Genomic DNA, 26,400 nt, shown 5'->3' with positions numbered 1-26,400 from the left:
AAACGCAAAAAAGATTTGTAAATGTGGTTGTTTTTCTACCTTGCTGGCAAAAATAGAATATATCCATCCTAGTTATAAATCCAGCACAAGGCTGGAATGAAGGTTGAATGATGAAATCTCTAAATAAAATAATGCTTGCAGTAGTTACCGCTTCAGCAGCATTAAGTGCAAATGCTGCTCATGTATTAGTTGTATTGTCTGATGAAGGGCAGTTAGAGCTGAAAAATGGTCATATTTTTAAAACAGGCTTTTATTTAAATGAGTTGATGCAGCCTACAAAAATGCTTTTAGATGCTGGGCACACAGTAACTTTCGCTACACCCAAAGGGAAAGCCCCAACCTTAGATGAGTCATCAAATAGTGCGATGTACTTTAATCAAGACGAAAAAGCATTAAAGCAATATGCGGGTTTATTGCATGATCTAAAGTTAACATCACCTCAAGATTCTCCAGTTTTAAGCCTGTCTCGTATTGAGCAAATTGGTATTGATCAGTTTGATGCTATTTATATTCCAGGTGGCCATGCACCTATGCAAGATCTATTAAAAGATAAACAGCTTGGGAAAGTTTTGACGGCTTTTCATAAAGCTAAAAAACCTACAGCTCTGGTTTGCCATGGCCCTATTGCATTGATGTCAACATTACCGAATGCTGCTGAAGTCGTTCAGCAACTTGAGCAAGGCAAAACCGTAAAAACTGGAGAGTGGATTTATAAGAACTATCGGATGACTGTGATTAGTAACCAAGAAGAAGAACAAGCGAAGGCTTTGTTAAAAGGTGGTGAAATGAAGTTCTATCCACAAACGGCATTACAGTCAATTGGTGGTAAATATCAAAGTAATACGAATGCTTGGACCCCAAATTTAGTGGTGGATCGTGAACTTATTACGGGACAAAATCCGGCCTCGGCTGTTCTGGTGGGTAAAACATTATTAGAAAAATTAAAATAAATAGACATGGTAAAGAGGTTTTATGAATAAAGCCTCTATTGCCAGATTGGGTGAAAAAGGTGGCGTATTATTTTCTATAAAAAAGCTAAATTATAGGCGAGTAAATAAATCTCATCTGAAATCATTATATTTATAAGTTGCCACTTACTGTGAAAGTTGATGAATTGGCTGATTATATATGTCATTTGAGCGGCATAATCTGTAAACTATGCGCTATTTTTACGATTTTGCTTATCTTCTATTTACATAGCGTTGGATAAGCTTTTTGGACTTTTGAGATATTTCCTCTTATGAAAGCGTCACTCCGTTTACGACTTGATCAACTCTGTGATCGACATGAAGAACTTACCGCGTTGCTTGCAGATGTAGAAGTCATCTCCGATAACAAACGTTTCCGTAAATTGTCTCGTGAACATAGTGATTTATCTGAAATTACCGAAGTGTGGGGCAAATACCGTCAAGCAGAAGAAGATATTGAAACTGCTGAATTGATGAAGTCTGACCCTGACTTTAAAGATATGGCAGAAGAAGAAATTCAAGCGAATAAAGCGTTGCTTGGAGAATTAGAAAGCCAGCTCAATATTTTGATGATTCCAAAAGATCCAAATGATTCTAATGCAGCTTATTTAGAAATTCGCGCCGGAACGGGTGGTGATGAGGCTGCAATTTTCTCTGGTGACTTATTCCGCATGTACAGTAAATATGCCGAGACACAAAATTGGCGTATAGAAGTACTTTCTGAAAATGAAGGTGAGCATGGTGGCTTTAAAGAAGTCATTTGCCGTGTGGACGGTGATGGAGTATATGGTCGCCTAAAATTTGAAAGTGGTGCGCATCGTGTGCAACGTGTACCTGCAACTGAATCACAAGGTCGTGTGCATACATCGGCTTGTACAGTTGCGATCTTGCCTGAGATTGATGTCGATACAAATGTCGAAATTAACCCAGCAGATTTGCGTATTGATACTTACCGTGCATCTGGTGCAGGTGGTCAGCACATTAACAAAACGGATTCTGCGGTACGTATTACCCACATTCCAACAGGTACAGTTGTTGAATGCCAAGAAGAACGTTCACAGCATAAAAACAAAGCTAAAGCGATGGCATTGCTCGTGTCACGTTTAGAAAATGCGAAACGTGCGGCGGCGGATGCAGCGACGTCTGAAATGCGTCGTGACTTAGTAGGGTCTGGTGACCGTTCTGAACGTATTCGTACTTATAACTACCCACAAGGTCGTATGACTGATCACCGTATTAACCTCACTTTATATAAGTTAGATGCCATTATGGAAGGTGATTTAACTGAATTACTTGATAGCTTGCATCGTGAATATCAAGCAGATCAGCTTGCAATGCTTGCACAGGAAAATGGCGGCTAATGAATATTGCTCAAGCGCTTGCAATTCGTGGTGAGCCTGACAGTTATGAACGACAGGAAAATGCTTGGTTACTTGAGCATTTTCTAAAAATCAATTCGCTTGAATTAAAGTTTAAACTTGAGCAAGAGTTAACAGTTCAACAAGAGCAAGACTACTTGGCTGGGCTTGAGCGTATTCAAAATGGTGAACCTTTAGCTTATGTAACAGGTTCACAGCCATTTTGGACGCTCGATTTAAAAGTAACATCTGATACTTTAGTGCCACGACCTGATACTGAGGTTTTGGTTGAAACCGTTTTAAATCTAAATTTGCCAAAGAATGCGAATATTGTTGATTTGGGAACAGGCACAGGTGCGATTGCACTTGCATTAGCGAGTGAACGCCCAGATTGGCAAGTAACGGCAACTGATATTTATGCACCTACTTTAGAAGTTGCAAAAGAGAATGCGCAAACCCATGGATTACAACAAGTGAAATTTGCTTGTGGTGCTTGGTTTGATGCTTTAGACAAACAGCAATTTGATTTAATTGTTTCTAATCCGCCGTACATTGACCCTGAAGATGAACATATGCAGGCACTGGCAACAGAACCACGCCGTGCATTGGTAGCAGACCATAAAGGTTTGGCTGATATTGAAATTATTATTACTCAAGGAAAAAACTGGTTAAAACCACAAGGCTGGATTGTTCTTGAACATGGTTATGATCAGGGACAGGCTGTTCGAAATATATTTGCTGAGCATGGTTTTAGTGAAATTAAAACCATTCAAGATTACGGCCAAAATGATCGAGTCACTTTGGCATGCTGGATTTAAAGTTATTTTTGTAGCGTATCTCGCCAACGTAATAACCAGTTTTCTATAAGTTTCATTAAGCTATCGGTTACTTTACCTAATAGGGCTAATAAAATAATTGCAATGATAACAATATCTGGTCGAGACGTTTCTCGTCCATCGCTGAGTAAATAACCAATTCCTTGAGTAGCTGCAATCAGTTCAGCTGCAATCATAAACATCCACGATAAGCTTAAGCTGTTACGTAAACCAGTTAAAATTCCTGGAGATGCTGCCGGTAAAATGATAGATACAATCCGCTGAAAAGCATTGAGCCGATAAACTTTTCCAACCTCAATAAGCTTTCTATCTACATTATGGATTGCTGCAACTGTATTGGTGTAAGTTGGAAAAAAAGCGCCAATTGCAATTAGGGTAATTTTAGAGCCTTCGTCAATTCCTAACCAAAGTAATAGCAGGGGGATCCATGCAAGACTTGGAATTGATTTAATTGCTGAAAAGGTCGGTTCTAAATAAGCTTCTGCTTCTTTACTTAATCCAACCCAAATTGCAAAAATTAAACCTAAACCACTTCCTATAATAAAACCCAATAGAACACGCCACGTACTAATATAAATATGGGCAAATAGGTCACTATGAGCTAAATCTAAAAAAGATTGCCATAAACTAGAAGGTGCAGGGAGTAAATAAGCATCGACGTAGCCATTTCTGACTAAAAACTCACAAGCCGCTAAAAAGATGAGTGGAATGAGTAGCGCTTTAAACCAACGTGTAAATTTGTTGTTTAAATGCTTTTTCTGCGATTTTAAAGCCTGCTGAGCTAAGAAATGATTTAGCTCAGCTTTGTTAAATGAATCACTCATATATTATTTCACGACTTTTTGAGCAAAACGTGGGTCTAACAACTGGTCAACCACTTGATTGACGTTGGTGCCTTTTCTAACCAAGTCTTCTTCTGTCAAAATTTTCCCCGAACGTTTCAGTGCTTGTGCTTGAGTTGCCGATGGAATGCTTTGATCAAAGTTGGTTCGGCTCAATTGTAGTTTAGCCACAGGTAGGGGAAGTTTTGATTCTTGAGCTAAAAGTGCTGCCACTTTATCAGGATTAGCTTTTGCCCATTTTCGGGCTTGTTCATAGGCTTTAATCACTGCTTCAACCGCTTCAGGACTTTGCTTTGCAAAATCTTCTTTAACACTCAGTACGCTATAGCTGTTAAATCCAACATTACGATAAAGTAATTTGGCGCCTGACTGAATTTGAGCCGCAGCCATTAACGGATCAAGCCCAGCCCAAGCATCTACTTGACCACGTTCTAATGCAGTTTTTCCATCTGGGTGTTGTAAATGAACCAGTTGTACATCGCGTTTACTTAGGCCTACTGTGTCTAGTGCCTGTAAGGTAAATAAGAACGGATCTGTACCTTTGGTTGCTGCAATTTTCTTACCTTTTAAGTCTTTTAGATTTTTGATTGGTGAGTCTTTTGCTACCACAAGGGCGGTCCATTCTGGCTGGCTTTGTACATAAACAGTTTTAATTGGGCTGCCATTCGCTCGACTTAATACAGCTGCTAATCCTGCGGTAGACGCAAAATCGATGCTATTACTGTTGAGATATTCTAATGAACGATTGCTGCCTTGACTAAAAACCCATTTAATTTGAGTATTTGGGAGTGCTTTCTCAAGAAGTTTTTGATCTTTGACGACTAAACTAGTTGGTGCGTAGTAAGCATAATCAAGTTTAAGTGTGGTCGGAACTGCTGCAAAAGCAGATGAAGCAAATACAAACCCCAATGTTGATGCCAACAAAGTCTTTGATAAAGAAAATTTTGATTTTAAAGACATGATAAAAATAGAACCGAAATGAAATAAGAGATTATCCTTTCACGCGTTTGATGGCTTACAAACTTAGTTATTTTGATTTATAAATCAGATTGAAAGATAAAAGTTTAGATAAAATTATAACTCACTGTTTTTATAGTGATTGTTGAATTTTAAGTAATGTGTTTATCTGAAATATTGAATTTAAAAGATATAAATATCATAAGCTTAAGCATTATTTTTTAAGCTTGTGATATTTATATTATTGCTTGTGTGAAGTTAAATTATTTCGATAAGCGCCTGGGCTGACGCCAGTCCATTTTTTAAAGGCACGGTGAAACGCGCTTGGATCTTGGAAGCTTAAGTCTTCACTAATATCTTGAATTGAATCGTTGGTTTTACTTAAACGTTCAACAGCAATATCACAGCGAATTTCATTTTTAATTTGCTGGTAGCTGACGCCTTCATGTTTCAGTCGGCGTTGAACTGTAGCTTCAGAAATATTGAGCTGTTGTGCAACATCTTTAAGTTCGGGCCATTGTGCAGGATGAAGTTTCAATAAGTGACGACGAATAAGAAGGCTCAGTGCATTTTCATTTTTAAAGCGAACTAAAAGATTTTGCGGAGTTTGCTCTAAGAAATCATAAAGTGCCTTTTTATCTTTTTTAATTTTAATATCTAAATAGTGAGCATCGAATTCAACGCGATTTATCTCAGCATTAAATTTTATGTCTTCACCAAAACGTACGAAATAGTCCTGAATATCTTGGGGTTTAGGGCAGCGTAGCGATATATTATTTAAGCCAATTCGCTGATCTACCAACCAGCACATGAGTCCATGCACCAACATTAAAAAGGTCGCGTAGGTAAACATACGTTTGGGTTGTTCACGATCACGAATGACCAAATAGGCTTTTTGCTGGTCCCGAATTAATTCACCTTGTAGATCATCCAAAATAAAGTTAAAAAACTTCAAAATATCGTAAAGCGCCTTTTCTAAAGTTTCCGCCGTACTGACAAGTTTAGTAAGTAATTTATAGCTACCTCGACGCATAGGGTGGCTATCCATACCAAAAAATTCATCGTTCATGGCATTGGCAAGTTCTATCCATAGTTGCGCATATGTTGTAACAGGCACACGTGCCTTGGGAGACATCAGTAATTCGGCAGGAATTCCAACTTTATTTAGAATTATTTGAGTATTTAGCCCTTTGGCATAAGCAGCACCCAGTGCTTCATGTACCAGTGCAATTGAAATTGTTCCTTTACTTAAAGAAGATTGGACAACCATGTCAAAGACTCATATTTTCTTCATATATTTCAAGTGAAATATTTCATATTTAAAATTTGGATTGATCAAAAGCTGCAAACATTTTGAGGCTTTTTGAAATTGTATCGGAAAACAACAACTTTTACTCTCACTACTAAGTTTAAAGAACATTTCTATAGGACGTTACATAATGAAAATTCAAGGGAAACATTTCGTGATTACAGGTGGTGGCTCTGGTTTAGGTGCTGCAACAGCTGAATATTTGGTAAAGCAAGGTGCCTCTGTCACATTGGTAGACATGAATGTAGAAGCAGGCGAGCAGCAAGCGAAACAATTAGGGCCAAAAGCTGACTTTGTAAAACTTGATGTAACCGATGAAGCTGCTGCTGAACAGTTCTTTAAGGATGTTTTGGTCAAACATGGCAGTTTGCATGGTTTGGTTAACTGTGCGGGTATTGGCCCTTCGGCTAAAGTGGTTGGCCGTGAAGGTGTACATGATTTGGCGTTATTTTCAAAGACTCTGCAAATTAATGTGACAGGTACATTTAACATGCTGCGCTTTGCAGCAGATGCGATGAGCAAAAACACAGTTGAGGCAGGGGACGAGGACCGAGGTGTAATTGTAAACACAGCCTCAGTTGCAGCATTTGATGGTCAAATTGGTCAGGCAGCTTATTCAGCATCAAAAGGTGCTATTGTTGCCATGACATTGCCGATTGCTCGTGAGCTTGCACGCCATGCCATTCGAATTATGACGATTGCACCGGGAATTATGGAAACTCCGATGCTTAAAGGTATGCCACAAAATGTTCAGGATGCTTTGGGACAAATGGTGCCGTATCCGTCTCGTTTAGGAAAGCCAGAAGAGTTTGCTCGTTTAGTTGGGCATATTGCTGAAAACTCATATTTAAATGGTGAAGTCATCCGTTTGGATGGTGCAATTCGTATGGCAGCAAAATAATAAAAATAAGGACGTTGAAATGATTTTAAGTGCTGAACAAAGTATGGTTCAGGAGATGATGCGTGATTATGCGCAAAATCAGTTAAAACCTACAGCTGCTCATCGGGATAAAACCCATGAGTTTCCTGCTCAGGAATTAAAAGATTTAGGTGCTTTGGGGGCAATGGGTATGACCGTTCCAGATGAATGGGGTGGTGCAGGAATGGATTATGTATCTTTGGTGCTCGCAATTGAGGAAATTGCAGCAGGTGATGGTGCCATTTCGACAATTGTAAGTGTTCAAAACTCATTGGTTTGCGGTATTACACTGGCATATGGTTCAGAACAGCAAAAACAAACCTATTTGCCAAAATTTGCATCGGGTGAATGGTTAGGGTGCTTTTGTTTAACTGAGCCACATGTTGGTTCTGATGCGAGTGCGATTTTATGTAAAGCCGAGCGAGATGGGGACCAGTGGGTACTTAATGGCGTAAAACAATTTATCACCAGCGGTAAAAATGCCCAAGTGGCTTTGGTGTTTGCGGTCACAGATAAACAAGCGGGCAAAAAAGGGATCTCGTGTTTTCTTGTACCAACCAATACACAAGGTTACTTGGTAACTCGTATTGAAGACAAAATGGGCCAACATGCTTCAGACACAGCAACCATTACCCTCGAAAATTGCTGTATTCCTTTAGAGAATTTGGTAGGTCAAGAAGGCGAAGGTTATAAAATTGCTTTATCAAATTTAGCTGCTGGTCGTATTGGGATTGCTGCTCAATCTGTTGGTATGGCACGAGCTGCTTTTGATGCTGCTGTACAATATGCAAATGAGCGGAAAGCCTTTGGCGTAGAGTTAGTTCAACATCAGGCGGTAAGTTTCCGTTTAGCTGATATGGCAACCCAGATTGAAGCGGCACATCAGTTAGTTCTACATGCTGCAACTTTGAAAGATGAGGGATTACCTTGTTTAAAAGAAGCATCAATGGCAAAGCTGTTTGCATCGACCATGGCTGAGCGAGTTTGTTCTGATGCGATCCAGATTCATGGTGGATATGGCTATGTGAGTGATTTTCCGGTAGAGCGAATTTATCGTGATGTTCGTGTAAGCCAGATTTATGAGGGCGCTTCGGATATTCAACGTTTAGTGATTGCTCGTGAAGTCACCCAAGTTTAAGCATTAGATTTTTAAATAATGAAATTCATTGCAAAAAACCGCAATTGTTATGCAGTTTTTTGCAATCGTAATTTTCTGGTTTTAATTCGATTCAATACATTTCGAAAAGATAAAAACTATATTTTTATGTTTAAAGATCAGCTTTAACTTGCTCACCAATTAAATAAAATGTTCCGCCAGCAATATAGTGCAAGCTTCGAAGCTCTTTTGGTGCATCTTGAAAGTGCCAATGCCCGTCTTTAAATACTCGAGTGTCGGCCCAAGCACCGACAACAGAACCAATAAATAAATCATGCGCTGACTGATTATGCGGTTCAGGAATAAGTTTACAAACGAGCCATGCGATGCAACCAGATACTAATGGGCTGGTAAGACCTTCTTGATAAAAGAGCTCAACACCACAATGTTCAAGTTTTTGCGGATCGTCTAATTTGCTAATTGTACCAAGTTGATGGGTCATGTCGAGCTGCGCATAGCAGGGAACTTGTAGGGTGAAATAACCACTTTGTTCAACAAGCTGACGAGTTTTAGTACTTTTGTCGAGAACAACGGTTACTTTGGCAGGAGTGAGTTCTAATGCACATGCCCAAGCGGCTGCCATTACATTTCGGTCATCTCCATGCTGAGCAGAGACAAGTACAGTTGGGCCATGATTTAACAAACGATAAGCTTTTTCTAACTCTACAGGTGCAATATATGATTGGGACATATTTAGCCTAAGTAATAAAGAAAATAGATATTTCTATTGTTGCAGAAAGCTTGAGAGAAGTAATGCGGTGGATAAAAGTTTAAAGAATAAAATGCTGTTTTTATTTTATACCTTTCCTAATGCCTGACTTAGTCATAAAATCATTTGGCTTCTAAGTGAAAGGATTAAAGCGTGACCGAGCTTCAAGATATCGATTTTGTAGAGTTAAGTGATGAAGAAATGCATCTCTATAGCCGTCAGATTTTACTTGATGGATGGGATATAGAAGCTCAGGAAAAACTCAAACTTGCCAATGTGCTTATTGTCGGTGCTGGTGGAATCGGTTGTAGTAGTGCAGAACTATTAGCGCGAGCAGGGGTTGGGAAAATTACACTCATTGATGCCGATACGATTGAGATAAGTAATTTACAACGTCAAATTGCATTTGGTCATGAAGATATTGGCAGCTATAAAGCTGAAGTTCTTGCAAAGCGGTTACAGAAAATTAACCCTTATATCTGCGTTGAGTACTACAACGAACGTTTAGATGAACATAACATTGATAGACTTGTTGAACACCAAGATGTGGTATTGGATGGGTGTGATAACTTTACAACACGTTATTTGGTAAATGCCGCTTGTAAGAAGTATCAGGTTGCATTAATTAGTGCTTCTGCAATTGGTTTTCAGGCACAAATGTTTATGGTTGAAGGTGATTCAGCTTGTTATGAATGTTTATTTCCTAAAGAACGGCATAGCAATGAAGGGCTACGCTGTGCTGAATCTGGGGTGCTTGCCACTACTCCTGTAATGATAGCGTCATTACAAGCACATCACACTTTGCTCTATTTAGGACTCAATCTGACTCCTTTAAAACAGAAACTATTATTGTGGGATGGTTTAAACATGACACAACGCATTGTTAATTTTGATAAAGATATAAATTGCCCAGTTTGTCAGGCAAGTTAATCAGTAAATGAAATAAAATTTGCTACACTCAACCTGAATGATTTGGTTTTGAAGAAATATGAAAAAAAATATTTTGTTTGATGGGCTACGTTCTGTCGCCCGTATTGGTGAAACAGCAGTGGTTGCCGCCAAAGCTGGGATTAAATACGCAACTGAAAAACCAAGTAATGCCAAACTCATGCGGGAAACCTTTGAATCTCTTGGCTCGACTTACATCAAACTTGGTCAGTTTATTGCGAGCACTCCATCGCTTTTCCCTCGTGAATATGTAGAAGAATTTCAAGGTTGTTTAGACCAGACACCAACACTGCCATTTAGTTATATTCAAGGTGTACTTGACTCTGAGTTTGAAGGGCGCGATTTAAGTCAGATTTTTAGCTATATTGATGAAAAACCATTAGCTTCTGCTTCAATTGCTCAGGTTCATGCAGCTAAATTGACCACAGGCGAAGATGTTGTTATTAAAGTACAAAAGCCTGGTGTAGAAACCATTTTATATACTGACTTAAGTGTGGTGCATTGGGCTGCCAAATTGCTTGAGCGTGCAGTACCTAAAATCAAATTCGCTGCTCTTTCTGAAATTGTCGATGAAATCAAAAGTCGTATGGTGCGTGAAGTTGATTTTATTGAAGAAGCACAAAATCTAGATGACTTTATTGAATATTTGAATATTTCTCAAAACCATGCTGTGACTGCACCTAAGGTTTATCACCAATTTTCAACACGTCGTGTTTTGACTATGCAACGTCTATATGGTGTGTCTTTGACAGATTTTAGTGTGGTGAAACAATACGCAAAAGATCCATCACAAGTGCTGATTACTGCCATGAATACATGGTTTGGTAGTCTCATGCTATGTAAGAGTTTCCATGCGGACTTACATGCTGGAAACCTGATGTTGCTCGAAGATGGTCGAATTGGTTTTATTGATTTTGGTATTGTGGGGCAGTTAAAGCCAGAAGTCTGGACAGCATGTATTGCGTTTATGGATGCGTTGCAAAAGACTGATTATCAAGCGATGGCCGAAAACATGCTGAAAATGGGCATGACACATAACAAAGTTGATGTGGAAGTATTGGCACAAGATTTGGAGCGTTTATTTAATGGCGTATTAATGGCTGATCCACAGCAAATTCTGTCTACCAATCCTGCCGATTTAAACGACATTATGATGGATATGGTGGGTGTTGGTGAGCGCCACGGTATTAAATTCCCTCGAGATTTTGCTTTATTATTTAAGCAAATGCTTTATTTCGATCGTTTTATGCGCGTACTCGCACCATATGCTGATATTTATGCAGACCAGCGTTTGAAAATGGTTCAAAATATGGAACCTGCTTCGTTGTTAAAGCACTAAGGTCAGTTTAAATTTATGGATGCCATTATTATTGAAGGGTTAAAAGTTGAAACAGTCATTGGTTGTTTCAACTGGGAAAGACAAATCATTCAACCTTTAATGTTGGATTTAACCATCCATAATGATTTGAGCCGAGCTGCGCAGTCTGACAAACTTGAAGATACACTCAATTATGCACAGATTTGTGAGTTATCGGCTCAAACTATTCAACAAGCCAAGCCTGAATTAATCGAACATGCAGCACATCTCGTTTTGGAATGTTTGTTCGAAACTTTCCCAACGATTGAAAAAATTACCATTACCATCCGTAAGCCCGCCATCATTGCAGAAGCTAATGCTGTAGGAATTCGTCTTGAACGCACCAGAAATAATTTTTGCGCTCGCTCTAGCGAGTAATTTAGACGCAGAACAACACTTTACTTTTGCTTATACGCAATTGGCAACATTGGGGAAAGTGCAGTTTTCATCGGTTTATCAAATTCCATGCCGAGATGGCATTGGAGATGATTACTGGAATTCAGCATGTCTATTAAAAAGTTCTTTAAATCCTTCAGAAATCGAAGCTTTCTTAAAAAAACTTGAATCAGACACAGGGCGTATTCGTCCATCACATCATATTTCTTTAGATGTAGATTTGATTGCATGGGGAAGTGATCTAGACCATATGCAATTTAATTCTAAAAAATTACCTTTGGCACTAGATGTAAAAATTCCTTTATATGAATTATGGAATTGTGAAACCCTAAAGTCTGAAGCAGTACTTTATCCGGTAGTCAATTTTAAAGTTTAACGTCTTTTACTCTATATTTTACGCAAATTTTACGCGGGCTTTGAGTTCCTCAATAGAGAATTTACGAGCATTTTACCGATACTGAAATTCACTAAATTAGTGTTATTTCAGGACAATAAAGATGCTTATAAATTCTCAAATGCGCATCTTGCATCAGTCTGGCATTGTCTTATGCGGACTTAAAAAAAATGATATTTCTTTATTTCTCCTTATTTCTAGTTTGGCAAGTCAGGCCATGGGATTTAGAGGAGAATAGCCATGCTAGAACTTATACTTGTTTTATTTATTGCTATTTTTCTAGCATGGTGTCTCAGTAAATATCTATCCAAAGTGATGGCAAATCAGCCGATGGTTGGTGATGGATTATTTCGTTGGATTGAAAATCCTGTTTACCGCTTGTTAGGTGTATCTCCACAACAACAAATGAACTGGAAACAATATTCACTAGCATTTGTTGTTAGCTGTATTTTTCTTGCGGTGGCTATTCTTGCTATTTTTATGACGCAAGCATGGCTACCATTAAATCCTAACCATGCACCAAATATGAGTTGGGATTTAGCGTTACACACTGTTATTTCATTTTTAACAAACACCAACCAACAGCATTATTCTGGTCAGGCTCAGTTATCTTATTTGTCGCAAATGACAGGTATTGTGGGCCTGCAAGTCATTACACCCATGATGGGGCTGGCTTTGGTTGTCGCAACTTTAAGAGCGTTCTTTTATCAGAACCCAAGCCATATTGCAGCCGATGTTGCCGAGCAGCCAGATCAAATTTTAATTGGTAACTATTGGGCAGATGTAATTCGTCCTACAGTACGCTTTTTGCTTCCACTCTGTTTTGTCTGGTCATTATTGCTCAATAGCCAAGGTGTACCAGCGACTTTCCAAGGCGGGCCAGAAGTACAGCTTATTGATAAAGCCAACACTGTAGAAACTCAAAAAATTCCTTTGGGACCAGTCGCACCAATGGTGGCTATTAAGCAATTGGGTAGTAACGGTGGTGGATGGTACGGTCCAAATAGTTCTGTACCTTTAGAAAATCCAACACCACTTTCTAATTTGCTAGAAATGATTGCGATTTTACTCATTCCAATCACAGTAATTTTTATGGTTGGGCATTTTACTCAGCGTAAAAAGTTTGCTTACTTTGTGTTTGGTAGCATGCTTTTTATGTCGATTATTTCAGGTGCAGCAGCCGTCTGGTCTGAAAGTATGTCATCTACAGCATCTCAACTTGCCGTAATGGAAGGTAAAGAGCAACGATTTGGGCCAGCAGCATCAGCGGTTTGGGCAGCTGTCACAACTCAAGTAAATAATGGTTCGGTCAATATGATGCATGATTCTTCTGCGCCGCTTACTGGTCTGGTCGAACTCATTAACATGTTGATTAATGCCATTTGGGGCGGCGTAGGCTGTGGTCTGCAGCAGTTCATGATTTATCTATTACTTGCAGTATTTATTGCAGGCTTAATGACAGGCCGTACCCCTGAGTTGTTCGGGCGCAAGATTGAAGCCGCAGAAATTAAGTTACTCGCGATTATTATCTTGATTCAACCTCTCGTTATTCTTGCCTTTACTGCATTAACCCTCAGCATTCCGGGTCTATCAGGCATCAGCAATTCAGGACCGCATGGTATTAGCCAAGTGTTTTATGAATATGTCTCTGCATTTGCCAACAATGGTTCAGGTTTTGAAGGCCTTGGAGATAACACCGTATGGTGGAACGTCACTTGTAGCATCGCTCTTCTTTTAGGACGTTTCCCTACATTAATTTTACCATTAATGATTGCGACACGTTTAGCTGCAAAAAGGAAAGCACCTGAAACAGCAGGAAGCCTCCAAGTTGAAACTCCAACTTTTGCCTTAACGCTGATCACGATTGTGGTGTTGCTTACCTTATTACAATTTATGCCAGTTCTTGTCCTTGGGCCAATTGCCGATCAACTTTTGTTGGTTAAAGGCTAAGGAGGCGAGTGAAAATGAATACACAAACTCATGTAAATAGCCATAAAAAAACCATAGCAGTACCAAATTTTGAAGTTTGGAAAAATGCATTTGTGAAATTGCTACCACAACATGCAATTAAAAACCCTGTGATGGCAATTGTATGGCTTGGGACAGTGGTTACTGGAATTAGTACCATTTGGGGTTACACCACACTGTTATTTGGTTTGGCAGTAACAGCTATCCTGTTCATTACTATTTTATTTGCCAACTATGCCGAAGCTGTTGCTGAAGCAAGAGGTCGTGGTCAGGCATCTTCATTACGTGCAGCAAGAGAAAACTTAACTGCTCGAAGACTCAATTCTTTGACCGACCGTCAAGCGACGCAAGTTGCAGCAACTGAGCTTCATTTAAATGATTTTATTGAAGTACATGCAGGTGAGCTTGTTCCAGCCGACGGTGAGATTGTAGAAGGCTTTGCCACTATTAATGAATCGGCTGTTACAGGTGAATCAGCACCCGTATTACGTGAAGCTGGAACAGACCGTTCAGGTGTTATTGGTGGAACCAAAGTACTTACAGATCGTATTGTTGTGCAAGTGACTGCTGAATCTGGTCAAAGTTTCTTAGACCGTATGATTGCTTTGGTTGAAGGCTCAAATCGTCAAAAAACACCGAATGAGATTGCACTTGGCTTTTTGTTAATGGTGATGACACTTACGTTTTTAATTGTCGTGATTAGCTTGCCGTTTATTGCCAATTATTTGCATGTTGAACTTGATCCAGTGGTGCTTGTGGCGCTATTGGTCTGCTTAATTCCAACAACTATTGGGGGCTTATTGCCTGCGATTGGGATTGCGGGTATGAACCGTGCACTCAAAGCCAATGTCTTGGCAAAATCGGGTAAAGCCGTAGAAGTTGCTGGTGATATCGATGTGCTTTTACTCGATAAAACAGGAACCATTACTTATGGTGACCGTCAAGCAACCTCATTTTATCCTTTAACTTCGGTAACTGAGTCTGAGTTACGAGTGGCTGCTTGGGTAAGTTCACTAGCTGACCCAACACCAGAAGGGAAATCGATTGTTAAGTTAGCAAAAGAACAAGGCTTAAAACAGCAAGAACCTGAGCAAGCCGAATTTATCTCTTTTAGTGCTTCGACTCGCATTTCTGGCGTGAATTTACCGAATGTTGACCAAATTCGTAAAGGCGCTTTAGATGCAATCTTGAAGTTTGTAGATGAAGATTATTCTCAAGATTTAGAGTTAAAAGCGCGTGTTGAACAAGTTGCCAAAAAAGGTGCAACCCCATTGGTTGTCGCAAATCAACATCATGTATTGGGCGTGATTGAACTCTCAGATGTGATTAAACATGGTATTAAAGAACGTTTTGCTCGTTTAAGAGAAATGGGCATCAAAACTGTAATGGTGACGGGTGATAACCCATTAACTGCTGCTGCAATTGCTGCTGAAGCAGGCGTAGATGACTATATTGCCGAAGCAAAACCAGAAGACAAATTGGCTTGTATTCGCACTGAACAACAACAAGGTCGTTTAGTTGCGATGGTCGGTGATGGAACCAACGATGCACCTGCATTAGCTCAGGCAGATATTGGCTTAGCCATGAATTCTGGTACGCAAGCTGCGAAAGAAGCCGGCAACATGGTTGATTTAGACTCAGACCCGACCAAACTACTGGCTGTGGTTGAAATTGGTAAACAGCAGTTGATTACTCGTGGAGCTTTAACAACGTTTTCTTTAGCAAATGATGTGTCGAAATACTTTGCAATTTTGCCTGCATTATTCGCTGCAGCGATTCCGCAAATGCAGGTTTTAAATGTGATGCATCTGGCGAGTCCAAGCAGTGCGATTTTATCGGCATTAATCTTTAACGCGATTATTATTCCGTTATTAATTCCAATTGCTCTCCGAGGCGTGAAATTTAAACCTTCAACTGCAACTCAATTATTACGTCGAAATATGTTGATTTATGGTGTGGGTGGTGTGGTCCTACCATTTATTGCCATTAAAGCGATCGATGTGGTGATTGTTCAATTATTTGGTTTGTAATCTGGAGTTTGAAATGAAAACTTATGTACAAAATTCAGAAGCAAATTTGGGTCAGACCTTAAGAGCATCTTTAGGATTATTAATTTTTACTCTAGTAGGGTGCGGTGCTGTTTACAGTGCTATCGCTACTGGCGCTGGGCAGGTTTTATTCAATAATCAGGCCAATGGTAGTTTGGTCGAAATAGATCACAAAGTTGTTGGGTCAACTTTAGTGGCTCAGCCATTTGTCGGGAATGAATATTTTCATCCACGCCCTTCGGCAGCAAATTATGACCCAATGGCAATGGCGGGTACAAACTTGGCTCGTACTAATCCTGAGTTACAAAAGCAAATCGACGCTCAGATACTCGAGGTGAAAAAGCAAGATCATACAGGCAATACATCTATTCCAAGTGATTTGGTGACTAAATCTGGCAGCGGTATCGATCCGCATATTAGTCCCGAAGCCGCTCAGTTACAGGTGGCTCGAGTGGCTCAAGCGCGCCATTTAGATCTTAAAGTTGTAGAAGAGCTATTGCAAAAGCATATTGAACCGATGCAGTTTGGTGTATTAGGACAAGCTCGTGTTAATGTATTAGAGCTCAATATTGCTTTAGATCAATTATAATCTACACATTAACTTAAAAATAAAGTTGTTAGTTTACCGGATGATATCAAGTGCAAAGCAATCGCGAAAATCAGGCTGAGGCCTTATTAAATCATGTCAACAGATATCAAGCCGGTCGACTAACGGTCTTTTTAGGTGCGGCACCTGGTGTTGGAAAAACCTATGCCATGCTTGCTCGTGCCAAAGAGTTGTTTCAACAAGGTACAGACGTTGTTGTTGGCATTGTTGAAACCCATGGGAGAACAGAAACTCTAAAAATTTTGGAAGGGTTGCCTCAGATTGCTAGAAAGGAAATGCAGTATCAGGGGCATAGTTTAGAAGAAATGGACTTGGATGCTATTTTACTTAGGCATCCCGAAATCGTTTTAGTTGATGAGTTGGCTCATCGAAACATACCAAATAGTCGTCATGAACGCCGTTGGCAAGATGTCAATGAATTACTAGATGCAGGTATTGACGTATTCACCACCATGAATATTCAGCATTTAGAAAGCCTAAATGATGTGGTGTACCAGATTACGAGCATTAGGGTAAGTGAAACTGTACCAGATAGAGTGTTTGATCGTATTCGAGACATTCGTTTAATTGATTTGCCAGTCAGTGAACTCATTGAAAGGCTCCATCAAGGAAAAGTCTATGTGCCCGATCAAGCAAATCTGGCATTACAAGGCTTTTTTAGCATTTCAAATTTAACTGCACTACGTGAACTAGCAATGCAATGCGTTGCAGAACATGTTGATTCAGATTTAAAAGAGAGTTATGCCTCTAAAGGTTTGAAATCTATCTCGTTGCAAAATGAATTAATGATTGCGATAGATGGGCAAGGTTCTTCTGAATATTTAGTACGGGCAGGTTGCCGTTTAGCAGAACGTTATGGGGCTGCGTGGACGGTAGTGAATGTTGCTAAAAGTTTGGACTTTGGGCAGAGTTCAGGAAATTCATATAAAAAAGAATATATTGAGATTGATCGTGCATTTGAACTGGCTCGGCAACTCGGTGGTCGCACAGAAGTAATATATGGCCATCAGGTTGCATCTGTTTTAATGGATGCTGCTGTGGATAGGGGAATCTCAAATCTGGTCATTGGCAAAAGTATTTCGCCGTGGTGGTTAAAGTTATTTAAGAAAAATTTAGCTCAACAATTATTGAATCAAGAAAACTCAATTGCTTTAACCATTTTGCACCCAGAACAGGGCACCAAAAAGACAACTCAGCTTGAAAAGCCATCATTTTTATCACTAAAAGAAAGTATTTTTGTTTTAGCGGTTACCTGTGCGAGTATTTTTATAGCGCACTTTGCTGAAGTTTTATTAGGGATTGAAGACTTTTCTGTCATTTTCATTATTTCAGTTTTAATTGTGGCCACTAAAACCAGAATGCTCGCTGCGGTAGTGGCAGCTCTTATTTGTTTCTTGGCTTATAATTTTTTCTTTATTGCACCGCGTTTTACTTTTCAGATTTCAGCACATCAAGGTGTGGTTACCGTTGTTGCTTTTTTTGCGGCCGCTTTAATCGCTGGGCGCTTGGCTTCTCAATTACGTCAACAGGTTTTGTCTTTAAAAGCTGCGAATGCCTACACCACGGTGATGCAAGACTTGGCACGTAAGCTCTCTAGTGCAGTAAACCTTGAAGAAGTCATGCAAACAGGACGTATGACCTTAGAAACACAACTTCAAACTAAAGTATGGATTTCTATTCAAGATAGAGTGATTTCATCTGACATAGAGCTAAACGACAAAGAAAAAGTGGCAGCAGATTGGTGTTTGAAGCATCAACAACCATGTGGGCGTTTTACCGATACGCTTAGTCAGTCAAACTGGTGGTTTTTACCTCTTTTAGAACAAAAAAATAGCCTAGGTATTGTGGGAATTTACTTTACAGATGAAGTTGTTTCTTTAAATTTTGAGCAAAAGAAGCTGACTGAAAGTGTAATTGAATATATTGCGCAGGCAGCACTTCGGACCCAACTGGTCAATGAACTTGAACAAGCAAAAGTAACCAGTGAAACAGAGCGATTACGTTCTGCTTTATTATCTTCAGTATCGCATGATTTACGCTCACCACTTGCTTCTATTATTGGAGCAGCTGATACGCTTGCCCATTTTAAAGCAGATATGTCAGAGCAAGATCAGCAAGATTTACTCGAAACCATTCATTTAGAAGGTGAGCGTTTAGATCGTTATATTCAAAATTTGCTTGATATGACACGTTTGGGGCATGACGGCTTATCTTTAAAAAGAGACTGGATTGGTGTAGATGAATTAATTGGTTCGGCAACCCGCCGTTTGAAGCGTTATAAACCAGATACTCAAGTGTTGGTCGAATTACCTGAACAAACCATTAGTTTATATGTTCATCCAGCACTGGTAGAACAAGCTATTTTTAATGTTTTAGAAAATGCTGCAAACTTTTCACCTCCAGATGAACCAGTCATGATTCGGGCTTCTCTTTTATTTGAAGATGAAGTGAAAATAGAAATTGAAGATAGAGGAGCGGGAATTCCTGAAGATGAAAGAAACCGCATTTTCGATATGTTTTATACTATGGAACGTGGAGACCGCGGAAAATTTGGTACAGGTTTAGGACTGACAATTGTGAAAGCGATTATTGGGGCTCATATGGGTACAATAGAAGCATTTTCAGGTCGCCAAAACAAAGGTACTTTAATTCAAATCAAACTACCCATTCATCCAGTAAAAGAATAAGTTGTAAAGTCATGATAAGTTCAGAAACATCACCTGTAGAAACACGTATTGTGATTATTGATGATGAGCCTCAAATTCGTAAATTTTTAGACATTGCCTTAAGAACACAAAAATACAAAACCACACTTTGTGAGACTGGTTACAAAGGTCTGGAGGCTTTGGCCACACAAGGTGCTGATTTAGTTATTTTAGATTTGGGTTTGCCAGATTTAGACGGTAAAGAAGTGCTTCAAGAGTTACGTAGTTGGTCGAATGTTCCTGTCATTGTGTTATCTGTACGTGCCGATGAATATGAGAAAGTTGCATTACTAGATGCTGGTGCAAATGATTACATGACCAAGCCTTTTAGCGTACAAGAGTTATTAGCGCGCATACGAGTCATTTTAAGAAACCAACCCATTCAACAAGAAGCTCATGTTTATGATGATGGCTACCTTAAAGTTGATGTCATGCAGCGTTTAGTGTGGATCGAGCAACAGCCAATTACTTTAACTCGAAAAGAGTTTCAACTGTTGACGCTGTTAATGCGCTATCAAGGGCAGCTTTTAACACAACCTCAACTGTTAAAAGAACTTTGGGGGCCAACCCATCAGGAAGATACTCATTATTTACGTATTTTAGTGGGTAAGTTGCGCGGTAAACTTGGAGATAATGCAATTCAGCCACGCTATATTGCAACTGAACCCGGTGTTGGATTGCGTTTTTTATCTAAACAGAAAAATCATTAATTACATATAAAAAAACCCTTAGGGAATTTCTCCCTAAGGGTTTGCAAAGTGGTTTATATCTTTTAGCTTTTTTTATTTATATATCCCAATGTTGTTCTGCTTCAGTCATTTGACTGTAAATATTTTGATATTCAGCCTGTTTAACTGTGTACCAATGTTCTACAAAGTCTGCCCCTAAATATCCTTTTAAAATAAGATTCCCTTTAAATATTTTTAATGCTTCTGGCTGATTGTTGGCTAATAGAATGTGCTCATCAGGAAATTTTAAAAGATGTGCAGGTTTTGGTAGCGGTAACTTATGAGATAAGCCATAAGATACACCCGCTAAAATCGTAGCTGTAACCAGATAAGGATTACAGTCCGCTCCTGCAACACGATATTCTAGACGTTGATTTCTCAAATCTGAGCATGGAATTCGAATTGCGACATTGCGATTATTGGTACCCCAATTTGCTTCTAACGGTACATGGTGCCCAATTTTAAAGCGTCTATAAGAATTAATATTGGGCGCTAAAATAGCCATAGATGCAGGCATTAATTCAATTAGGCCACTAATCGCGCTGAGTAATTTGGCCGAAGGTTCATCTTTTTCTACTGCTGAACTAAATACATTTTCATGGTACTGATTGAGCAAGCTCATATGAAAATGCATGCCACTACCAGCCTTTGCTAAGTTGGGCTTTGCCATGAAACAGGCAGTTAAGTCATGCTTTCTTGCGACTTGTTTTACAATTCTTTTTAAAGCATTAATTTGATCGCACAGCTTTAAAATATCATGAGTGTGTTGAAGGTTTAGTTCGTATTGTCCAGGTGATGACTCTGCAACAATAGCGGTAATTTCAATAGATTGTAGTAGGGCTGCTTTTTCAACTTCTTCTAAGACTTGTTGATAGTTATTTGGTGCATCTATGTCAAAACATTGGTTTTCCAAACATGTTTCAGTGTGATGGTTTGGGGAGAAAAGATAAAACTCTAGTTCAGCAGCCATAACAGGGAAATAATTGTTAGCGTGTAACTGATTTAATAATTTTTTTAATATATTGCGTGGTTCATATCGACAATCTGAGCCACCTTCTTCTTGCATTGTGAGGAAAAGCTGGGCATTCAATTCAGGGGATAAGGCACTTGGTTGCAAGCTGTCTAAAATGGGCAGGCAAAGTCTGTCTGGTTCACCAATATATTTTCCTAGGCCTGTCTCTTCAATAACTTTTCCATCAAGACTCATTGCATAAACAGAAAGTGGAAAATAACATCCGTTAGAGAGATTTCTCAAACTTTTAACATCAATTCGTTTGCCACGAATATGTCCGTTTAAATCATGTAGGCAAATATCAATATGCTGAGTATGAGGATATGAGTTTAAATATTCATCGACTTCTTTCAAAAATAAATCGGATTGGAAAATATTGACTTGTGTTGGTGGAGTAATATCGTCTGATATTTTAAAAGCCTTAAGGAGAGAGTCTTGTAAATTTAAGTTTGGATAAATATGCGTACTCATTATAAAAACCTTGGTGGTTATTTAGCTAAAATCCTACCTCAAGCTGTGAGGTTAATAGCATAAAAAAAGAGTAAAATGATTAAAGAATGATTTTTGGAATATTTTGGTTTTTTGTATGAATAATCAATTATTTGAGTCTAATTTTTATAATTAAAAATTTAAGTAAAATTAGCGTATAAGGGTAGTCTAAGAGTTAGCAAATTTCTTAGAATTTTATTTTTAAATTAAACAATATTAGTAATTATGACCTTTCAATTTGGTGAGATGGTCAAACTGATTTAAACTTAAAGACTTATCCAGTGAGTCACTTATTTTTGAAGTCTTGAATAGAGCAAGACCTTTTAGGGTATTTACTGGAATTTTATTTTTGCGTTTTTTTAAATTTATTTTTTGAGTTCTCTTAATATGAAAAATATCGGTTTAGCCATTCTAGCCATCAGCCTTTCAGGTTGCGCTGCAATGAGCGTAGAAGAATGTAAGACTGCAAATTGGTCATTAGTGGGTGAGAAAGATGGTTCAAAAGGTTCGTCGCCACGTTTAGATCAATATTACAAAGCATGTGGAAAAGCCAATATTGTTCCAGATCAAAAGTCATATGAACGTGGGTATAAAGAAGGTCTAGGATATTATTGCCAGCCAACAAATATTTTTTATAACGCTTTAGAGGGTAGTGGCAATATCAATGTGTGCCCAGTTGAGCAGCGTAATCGTTTAAGACCTTATTATCAGGCAGCTTCCGATTACTACAATGCAAAAAATGAATATGACCGTTATGACGAAAAGTTTAAGCAATATTCTGATAACGCGTACAATGAAAAATTAAAGCCAGAAGAGCGTGAACGTTATCGTAAGCTTTTAAGAGAATTACAAATTGATCGTGACCGTATTAATCGAAACTATTGGAATTCAATTCGTGATATTGAACGTTTCAAATATGATCATGGCTTAAAATAATATTTGAAAAGGATTGATCTGGTTCAGATCAATCCTTTATTTTTTAAAGATAATAACTGGTTTTTGTCATGAGCTTTGAAATGGCTGTCATGGTGATTTTTACCGCATACGGTAATTCAACACCACCTGCTTCAAGTGCAGTATGACGGTGATGTAACTCATCTTCATTCATTTGCTCTAAAATTTTACGAGAGCGATCATCTTGAGCTGGTAGCTGTTTTAAATGGTCTTGTAAATGAAGACTGACTTGACGCTCCGTTTCAGCCACAAAACCTAAACTATATTTATCACCTGCAATACCCGCAAGAGCACCCATGCCATATGAAAGCCCATACCATATTGGATTTAATAAACTGGTATGACTATTTAGCTCTTTTAAGCGAACTTCACACCAAGCTAAATGATCTTGTTCTTCAATTGCTGCTTGTTGCATTTCTTTACGTACATTGGGTAATTTTGCAGTTAATGCTTGTCCATGATAAAGGGCTTGTGCACAGACTTCACCACTATGGTTAACACGCATTAAGCCTGCGACATGGCGAGCATCTTCTACCCCTAGTTTTGCTTCAACTGTTTCAGCTGGATTTTGGCGCTGTGCTGCTGTTGCACCCGGAACAAGACTACGTAATGCTTGATCAAAAGAGTTAATGAGCTGATCAATTCCAGTATAGTGGCGCATAAATTAGTCCTCCAAAGAAAGATGTGCTGTGGCAAGCATTGGTTTTAGTCGTGCTAGAAGCCAAATACTAAAGATTGCACTAAGTACAGCTGTAATAATAAAAAGTATTTTAATATCAATTTTTAAAACACTTAAGATTAAAATTGAAAAAATTGCAGAAGAAACCATAAAAACGGCATTTAAAATGTTATTAGCCGCAACAACACGGGCACGATGTGAGCGCGGAGAATAAGCCTGCATCATGGCATAAAGCGGAACAATATAAAAACCGCCGCTAATCCCCAGTAAAGTCACTGCTAACATTACATGATAGTAAACCCAGCCTTGAGTGAAAATATCTTTTAACGTAAGTAATGCCCCAGTTCTTTCGGGAACAAAAGCTAAACTGGCAGCAAGGTAGAGCGCAAAAACAGTAAGGCCAATAGCACCAATCGGCACCATTTTAATATTAATTTCTGAACCACCAATTTTACGGCAAAGAAGTGACCCGACACCAATACCGACTGAAAAGAAAGTAAGCAAAAGGCTGACGACATTTTCTGAAGCATGGAGATTTTGTTGGGTGAGCTGTGGAATTTGCGTTAAATAAGTAGCGCCATAAAACCAGTACCATGAGTTACCTAACAAAATAGTGAACACTAAAGGTAAGCTTTTGGCATATTTAATGGTTTGAAAGCTTGTACGAATGAAATTCCAGTCAATCTTTAAATCGGGAGCAGCAACTTTTTGAGGTAAAATGAACCGACTACATAAATAGCCAATGCAAGCAATAATCACAACAGTAAGACTAATCCACAATAAGTTCCCATGTGATGATGCAATTACAGCACCACCTAAAATCATCCCGAATAAAATTGCCATTGAAGTGCCTGACTGAAACAGAGCATTACCAGACATTAACTCGTGCGGTTTTAAAATTTCAGGCAAAATTGCGTACTTGATGGGGCCAAAGAATGTTGAATGTGTACCCATTAAGAATAAAGCAAGAAGAAGCAACCATAAGTGCCCCAATAAAAAACCAGCAGAACCAATGAGCATAATAATAATTTCTAAAATTTTTATGCCACGGACGAGTTGTGAGCGCTCATATTTATCTGCAATTTGTCCAGCAGTGGCCGAAAAAAAGAAATAGGGCAAAATAAACAAGAGAGCTGCTAAATTATTGAGGGTACTTACAGGGGCAGATTGTTGCTGAATCAAACCATAAGTAATCACTAATAATAAAGCTTGCTTAAAAACGTTATCATTTAATGCGCCAAAAAACTGGGTAAAAAACATCGGTACGAACCGACGTGATGTCATCAGGTGCTCATCTTGTTTCATCATGTGCAAACTTCATTGTGTTTTATAAAAAAATGTGACCGATTGTTAATTTGCAGAGAAAACCATGTATGATATTTTTAACGCTTGATTAAATGAAAAATCAATGGTTTTGAGTGAGTTTTACACTCACCTTGGTGCGTTTTATTAAAAATAAGTCTAGAGTTTTCTATGCCTTCTAAAATTAAGTTTAAACAGTCAACTCTCGCTCATTCTATGCATTTAATTTTAAAAATGCAGGGGATTCCTAAACTTATTTGTAGCAGCTTGTTGTTAAGTGTTTGTGTAACGCCAAGTTTTGCTCAAACTTCTGTTGCAGCTAGTTCGTCAACTGCAAGCCCAACTGTGTCTGATACTTCAGCAGAACAATTAGCTTCGGTAGATCAGCAAAATACTGCGCCAATTACAGATATTGCTACACTTGTGACTCAAGCTCAGCAACAACAAGATAGCTTGGCTATATTGCAACAACAAGAACAATTTCCAAATCAAATTGACGAATTTAAGCCAATTACACTGGATAATCTCGAAGATTTACCAGATATGCCTGTTGACCAAAACATGGCAAATGAAATTTATAGGGTAGCGGAAGAAGCTAAAAATGAAGCGCAGAGTTTTCAAAATGGCACTCAGAAGCTACCTGAAGTAACGGTAAGTGATGCAACGCAGTCTGAAGTACAGGAAATTAAACAAGCACCTGTAAATATTGACCAGCTTATGCAAGAGATTCAATCTGATAGCAAGATTGTAGTCGAAGCCAATGAAACAGGAAAAACCTTACCAGAGTTAACTCCAGAGACCGATGAACCACCTGAGCAAGCGGGTTTCTTTAAGCGTATTTTAAATAAAGTGCGTCCGCCACGTGCAATTCCAATGGAACAAGTACCGCGTATTAGTGCAGAGGTAAGTGGTGCTTCAGATGTGCTGGCTAAAAACATTAAAGGTAAGTTATCAACATTTACTCAAGAGTCATTTGAAGATTTTAATGCAGCTTTACCTCAACTTAGAACATTAAGTAATCAAGCAGCACAAGCGGTTGGTTATTATAATGCTGAGTTCCGCTTTGAAAAATTAAGTTCGAGTCGGGTTCGTGTAAATGTGACGCCAAATGAACCAGTACGAATTAATGAGCAAAATATTGAATTTACTGGTGCGGGTGAAAAGCAACCACAGTTTCAGGTTATTCGTTTAGTTCCTGATCAAGATGTAGGTGACATTTTTAACCATGGTTTATATGAAACCACTAAAAGTCGTATTGTTGATGCCGCATCTAATAATGGTTATTTTGATGCTTACTGGCGTTTGCATGATGTGAAAGTGAGTCAGCCAGAAAATAAGGCTGATATTAACTTACGCTATGAAACAGGTGAGCGTTACAAATTAGATAAGGTTGAGTTTCGGATGAGTGATCCATCGAAACCTTTGCCATTAAATTTGAATATTTTAGAAAGTATGGCGCCTTGGAAAGACGGCGATGACTATGCATTTTGGCGAGTAAATGTGTTAGCAAACAACCTAACCAACTCACGTTATTTTAATTACACTTTGGTTGATAGTATCAAACCTGATCCAATTGAAAAACAACTTGAGTTACCGCCAGATTTGCAGGCTTTAGTGGATGAGCAAAACATTGATGTTGATGAGTCTAATTTACTTTCACCTGAACAACGACAACTGGCTAAAGCACGTCAATTAGCGACATCTAATAAAGAAGTTACACAAAACGTAGTTGATGAAAAACAGTTTGCAGGAACACAAA

General features: G+C 38.7%; 22 protein-coding genes and 1 pseudogene. 16 read left to right on the top strand and 7 right to left on the bottom strand.

Annotated features, from left to right (window positions below):
- The first annotated feature begins 110 nt into the window (after nt 1-110).
- The 3 genes from RMB03_RS09050 (at nt 111) to prmC (ending at nt 3,144) form a co-directional block, all read left to right on the top strand.
- Nucleotides 111-950, top strand: coding sequence for a type 1 glutamine amidotransferase domain-containing protein (locus RMB03_RS09050; protein ID WP_311075573.1), 840 nt, complete (start codon nt 111-113; stop codon nt 948-950).
- Between the two features lie 290 nt (nt 951-1,240).
- Nucleotides 1,241-2,329 carry a peptide chain release factor 1 gene (prfA, locus tag RMB03_RS09045; RefSeq protein WP_003652455.1) on the top strand — a complete coding sequence of 363 codons (1,089 nt, stop codon included), beginning with the start codon at nt 1,241-1,243 and terminating at the stop codon, nt 2,327-2,329.
- Entirely contained in the window at nt 2,329-3,144 is an 816-nt protein-coding gene (gene prmC, locus RMB03_RS09040) for a peptide chain release factor N(5)-glutamine methyltransferase (RefSeq protein ID WP_311075489.1), read from the top strand. The genes prfA and prmC overlap by 1 nt, the downstream gene beginning before the upstream one ends.
- A 2-nt stretch (nt 3,145-3,146) precedes the next feature.
- Here the strand turns inward: prmC and RMB03_RS09035 are convergent, their stop codons facing one another.
- From RMB03_RS09035 to RMB03_RS09025, 3 genes are all read right to left on the bottom strand, one after another.
- Nucleotides 3,147-3,986 (bottom strand): ABC transporter permease, encoded by an 840-nt coding sequence (locus RMB03_RS09035; protein ID WP_311075486.1) that lies wholly within the window; start codon nt 3,984-3,986, stop codon nt 3,147-3,149.
- 3 nt (nt 3,987-3,989) lie between these two features.
- The gene (locus tag RMB03_RS09030; RefSeq protein ID WP_311075484.1) at nt 3,990-4,964 is read right to left on the bottom strand and encodes an aliphatic sulfonate ABC transporter substrate-binding protein; all 975 of its coding nucleotides are present in this window, start codon (nt 4,962-4,964) and stop codon (nt 3,990-3,992) included.
- A 238-nt stretch (nt 4,965-5,202) separates the two neighbouring features.
- Nucleotides 5,203-6,231 carry an AraC family transcriptional regulator gene (locus tag RMB03_RS09025; protein WP_311075482.1) on the bottom strand — a complete coding sequence of 343 codons (1,029 nt, stop codon included), beginning with the start codon at nt 6,229-6,231 and terminating at the stop codon, nt 5,203-5,205.
- Between the two features lie 169 nt (nt 6,232-6,400).
- Here RMB03_RS09025 and RMB03_RS09020 point away from each other — a divergent pair, with 169 nt between their 5' ends.
- Nucleotides 6,401-7,171 (top strand): 3-hydroxyacyl-CoA dehydrogenase, encoded by a 771-nt coding sequence (locus RMB03_RS09020; RefSeq protein WP_311075480.1) that lies wholly within the window; start codon nt 6,401-6,403, stop codon nt 7,169-7,171.
- 19 nt (nt 7,172-7,190) lie between these two features.
- Nucleotides 7,191-8,327: an acyl-CoA dehydrogenase family protein gene (locus RMB03_RS09015; RefSeq protein WP_056480982.1), complete on the top strand. Its 1,137-nt coding sequence runs from the start codon at nt 7,191-7,193 to the stop codon at nt 8,325-8,327.
- Nucleotides 8,328-8,457: 130 nt separating this feature from the next.
- Here the strand turns inward: RMB03_RS09015 and RMB03_RS09010 are convergent, their stop codons facing one another.
- Nucleotides 8,458-9,036 (bottom strand): flavin reductase family protein, encoded by a 579-nt coding sequence (locus tag RMB03_RS09010; protein ID WP_311075479.1) that lies wholly within the window; start codon nt 9,034-9,036, stop codon nt 8,458-8,460.
- A 171-nt stretch (nt 9,037-9,207) separates the two neighbouring features.
- On the opposite strand from RMB03_RS09010, the gene RMB03_RS09005 reads away from it, so the two are divergent.
- From RMB03_RS09005 to RMB03_RS08965, 9 genes are all read left to right on the top strand, one after another.
- On the top strand, nt 9,208-9,984 hold the full coding sequence (locus RMB03_RS09005; protein WP_311075477.1) for a HesA/MoeB/ThiF family protein: 777 nt from the start codon (nt 9,208-9,210) through the stop codon (nt 9,982-9,984).
- 58 nt (nt 9,985-10,042) lie between these two features.
- Nucleotides 10,043-11,341 (top strand): AarF/UbiB family protein, encoded by a 1,299-nt coding sequence (locus RMB03_RS09000; RefSeq protein WP_311075475.1) that lies wholly within the window; start codon nt 10,043-10,045, stop codon nt 11,339-11,341.
- A 15-nt stretch (nt 11,342-11,356) separates the two neighbouring features.
- Nucleotides 11,357-11,737, top strand: coding sequence for a dihydroneopterin aldolase (gene folB / locus RMB03_RS08995; RefSeq protein WP_004643300.1), 381 nt, complete (start codon nt 11,357-11,359; stop codon nt 11,735-11,737).
- Nucleotides 11,694-12,131: a 2-amino-4-hydroxy-6-hydroxymethyldihydropteridine diphosphokinase gene (locus tag RMB03_RS08990; RefSeq protein ID WP_311075473.1), complete on the top strand. Its 438-nt coding sequence runs from the start codon at nt 11,694-11,696 to the stop codon at nt 12,129-12,131. The genes folB and RMB03_RS08990 overlap by 44 nt, the downstream gene beginning before the upstream one ends.
- Nucleotides 12,132-12,389: 258 nt before the next feature.
- Nucleotides 12,390-14,099 carry a potassium-transporting ATPase subunit KdpA gene (gene kdpA / locus RMB03_RS08985; RefSeq protein ID WP_311075471.1) on the top strand — a complete coding sequence of 570 codons (1,710 nt, stop codon included), beginning with the start codon at nt 12,390-12,392 and terminating at the stop codon, nt 14,097-14,099.
- An 8-nt stretch (nt 14,100-14,107) separates the two neighbouring features.
- Nucleotides 14,108-16,147, top strand: coding sequence for a potassium-transporting ATPase subunit KdpB (gene kdpB, locus RMB03_RS08980; protein ID WP_311075469.1), 2,040 nt, complete (start codon nt 14,108-14,110; stop codon nt 16,145-16,147).
- A gap of 13 nt (nt 16,148-16,160) precedes the next feature.
- Nucleotides 16,161-16,754 carry a potassium-transporting ATPase subunit KdpC gene (gene kdpC, locus RMB03_RS08975; protein ID WP_311075467.1) on the top strand — a complete coding sequence of 198 codons (594 nt, stop codon included), beginning with the start codon at nt 16,161-16,163 and terminating at the stop codon, nt 16,752-16,754.
- 50 nt (nt 16,755-16,804) lie between these two features.
- Nucleotides 16,805-19,459, top strand: a complete 2,655-nt coding sequence (locus tag RMB03_RS08970) for a sensor histidine kinase KdpD (protein ID WP_311075465.1) — start codon at nt 16,805-16,807, stop codon at nt 19,457-19,459.
- Nucleotides 19,460-19,470: 11 nt separating this feature from the next.
- Entirely contained in the window at nt 19,471-20,187 is a 717-nt protein-coding gene (locus RMB03_RS08965; protein WP_005039667.1) for a response regulator, read from the top strand.
- A 76-nt stretch (nt 20,188-20,263) separates the two neighbouring features.
- Here RMB03_RS08965 and RMB03_RS08960 read toward each other — a convergent pair whose 3' ends face one another.
- Entirely contained in the window at nt 20,264-21,688 is a 1,425-nt protein-coding gene (locus RMB03_RS08960) for a glutamine synthetase family protein (protein WP_311075463.1), read from the bottom strand.
- Nucleotides 21,689-22,093: 405 nt separating this feature from the next.
- Here RMB03_RS08960 and RMB03_RS08955 point away from each other — a divergent pair, with 405 nt between their 5' ends.
- Nucleotides 22,094-22,642 (top strand): DUF2799 domain-containing protein, encoded by a 549-nt coding sequence (locus RMB03_RS08955; RefSeq protein ID WP_311075461.1) that lies wholly within the window; start codon nt 22,094-22,096, stop codon nt 22,640-22,642.
- Nucleotides 22,643-22,685: 43 nt separating this feature from the next.
- Here the strand turns inward: RMB03_RS08955 and coq7 are convergent, their stop codons facing one another.
- Both coq7 and RMB03_RS08945 read right to left on the bottom strand, forming a co-directional pair.
- Nucleotides 22,686-23,321: a 2-polyprenyl-3-methyl-6-methoxy-1,4-benzoquinone monooxygenase gene (coq7, locus tag RMB03_RS08950; protein ID WP_004643288.1), complete on the bottom strand. Its 636-nt coding sequence runs from the start codon at nt 23,319-23,321 to the stop codon at nt 22,686-22,688.
- Nucleotides 23,322-23,324: 3 nt separating this feature from the next.
- Nucleotides 23,325-24,647, bottom strand: a complete 1,323-nt coding sequence (locus tag RMB03_RS08945) for an MFS transporter (RefSeq protein ID WP_080758369.1) — start codon at nt 24,645-24,647, stop codon at nt 23,325-23,327.
- A 165-nt stretch (nt 24,648-24,812) separates the two neighbouring features.
- Between RMB03_RS08945 and RMB03_RS21070 the strand changes: the two are divergent.
- Nucleotides 24,813-26,393 (top strand): annotated as a pseudogene (locus RMB03_RS21070) (POTRA domain-containing protein); the annotation flags it as partial.
- Nucleotides 26,394-26,400: the final 7 nt, after the last annotated feature.

It is taken from the genome of Acinetobacter sp. V91_7 (assembly GCF_031799075.1).
Lineage (GTDB): Bacteria > Pseudomonadota > Gammaproteobacteria > Pseudomonadales > Moraxellaceae > Acinetobacter > Acinetobacter calcoaceticus.
The sequence above is the reverse complement of the archived record's forward strand: the minus strand, read 5'-3'. Positions and strand labels throughout refer to the sequence as shown.

Coding starts and splice junctions, on each gene's coding strand:
- RMB03_RS09050 (WP_311075573.1), top strand. CDS start 111: ATGAAATCTCTAAATAAAATAATGCTTGCAGTAGTTACCGCTTCAGCA.
- prfA (WP_003652455.1), top strand. CDS start 1,241: ATGAAAGCGTCACTCCGTTTACGACTTGATCAACTCTGTGATCGACAT.
- prmC (WP_311075489.1), top strand. CDS start 2,329: ATGAATATTGCTCAAGCGCTTGCAATTCGTGGTGAGCCTGACAGTTAT.
- RMB03_RS09035 (WP_311075486.1), bottom strand. CDS start 3,986: ATGAGTGATTCATTTAACAAAGCTGAGCTAAATCATTTCTTAGCTCAG.
- RMB03_RS09030 (WP_311075484.1), bottom strand. CDS start 4,964: ATGTCTTTAAAATCAAAATTTTCTTTATCAAAGACTTTGTTGGCATCA.
- RMB03_RS09025 (WP_311075482.1), bottom strand. CDS start 6,231: ATGGTTGTCCAATCTTCTTTAAGTAAAGGAACAATTTCAATTGCACTG.
- RMB03_RS09020 (WP_311075480.1), top strand. CDS start 6,401: ATGAAAATTCAAGGGAAACATTTCGTGATTACAGGTGGTGGCTCTGGT.
- RMB03_RS09015 (WP_056480982.1), top strand. CDS start 7,191: ATGATTTTAAGTGCTGAACAAAGTATGGTTCAGGAGATGATGCGTGAT.
- RMB03_RS09010 (WP_311075479.1), bottom strand. CDS start 9,036: ATGTCCCAATCATATATTGCACCTGTAGAGTTAGAAAAAGCTTATCGT.
- RMB03_RS09000 (WP_311075475.1), top strand. CDS start 10,043: ATGAAAAAAAATATTTTGTTTGATGGGCTACGTTCTGTCGCCCGTATT.
- folB (WP_004643300.1), top strand. CDS start 11,357: ATGGATGCCATTATTATTGAAGGGTTAAAAGTTGAAACAGTCATTGGT.
- kdpA (WP_311075471.1), top strand. CDS start 12,390: ATGCTAGAACTTATACTTGTTTTATTTATTGCTATTTTTCTAGCATGG.
- kdpC (WP_311075467.1), top strand. CDS start 16,161: ATGAAAACTTATGTACAAAATTCAGAAGCAAATTTGGGTCAGACCTTA.
- RMB03_RS08965 (WP_005039667.1), top strand. CDS start 19,471: ATGATAAGTTCAGAAACATCACCTGTAGAAACACGTATTGTGATTATT.
- RMB03_RS08960 (WP_311075463.1), bottom strand. CDS start 21,688: ATGAGTACGCATATTTATCCAAACTTAAATTTACAAGACTCTCTCCTT.
- RMB03_RS08955 (WP_311075461.1), top strand. CDS start 22,094: ATGAAAAATATCGGTTTAGCCATTCTAGCCATCAGCCTTTCAGGTTGC.
- coq7 (WP_004643288.1), bottom strand. CDS start 23,321: ATGCGCCACTATACTGGAATTGATCAGCTCATTAACTCTTTTGATCAA.
- RMB03_RS08945 (WP_080758369.1), bottom strand. CDS start 24,647: ATGATGAAACAAGATGAGCACCTGATGACATCACGTCGGTTCGTACCG.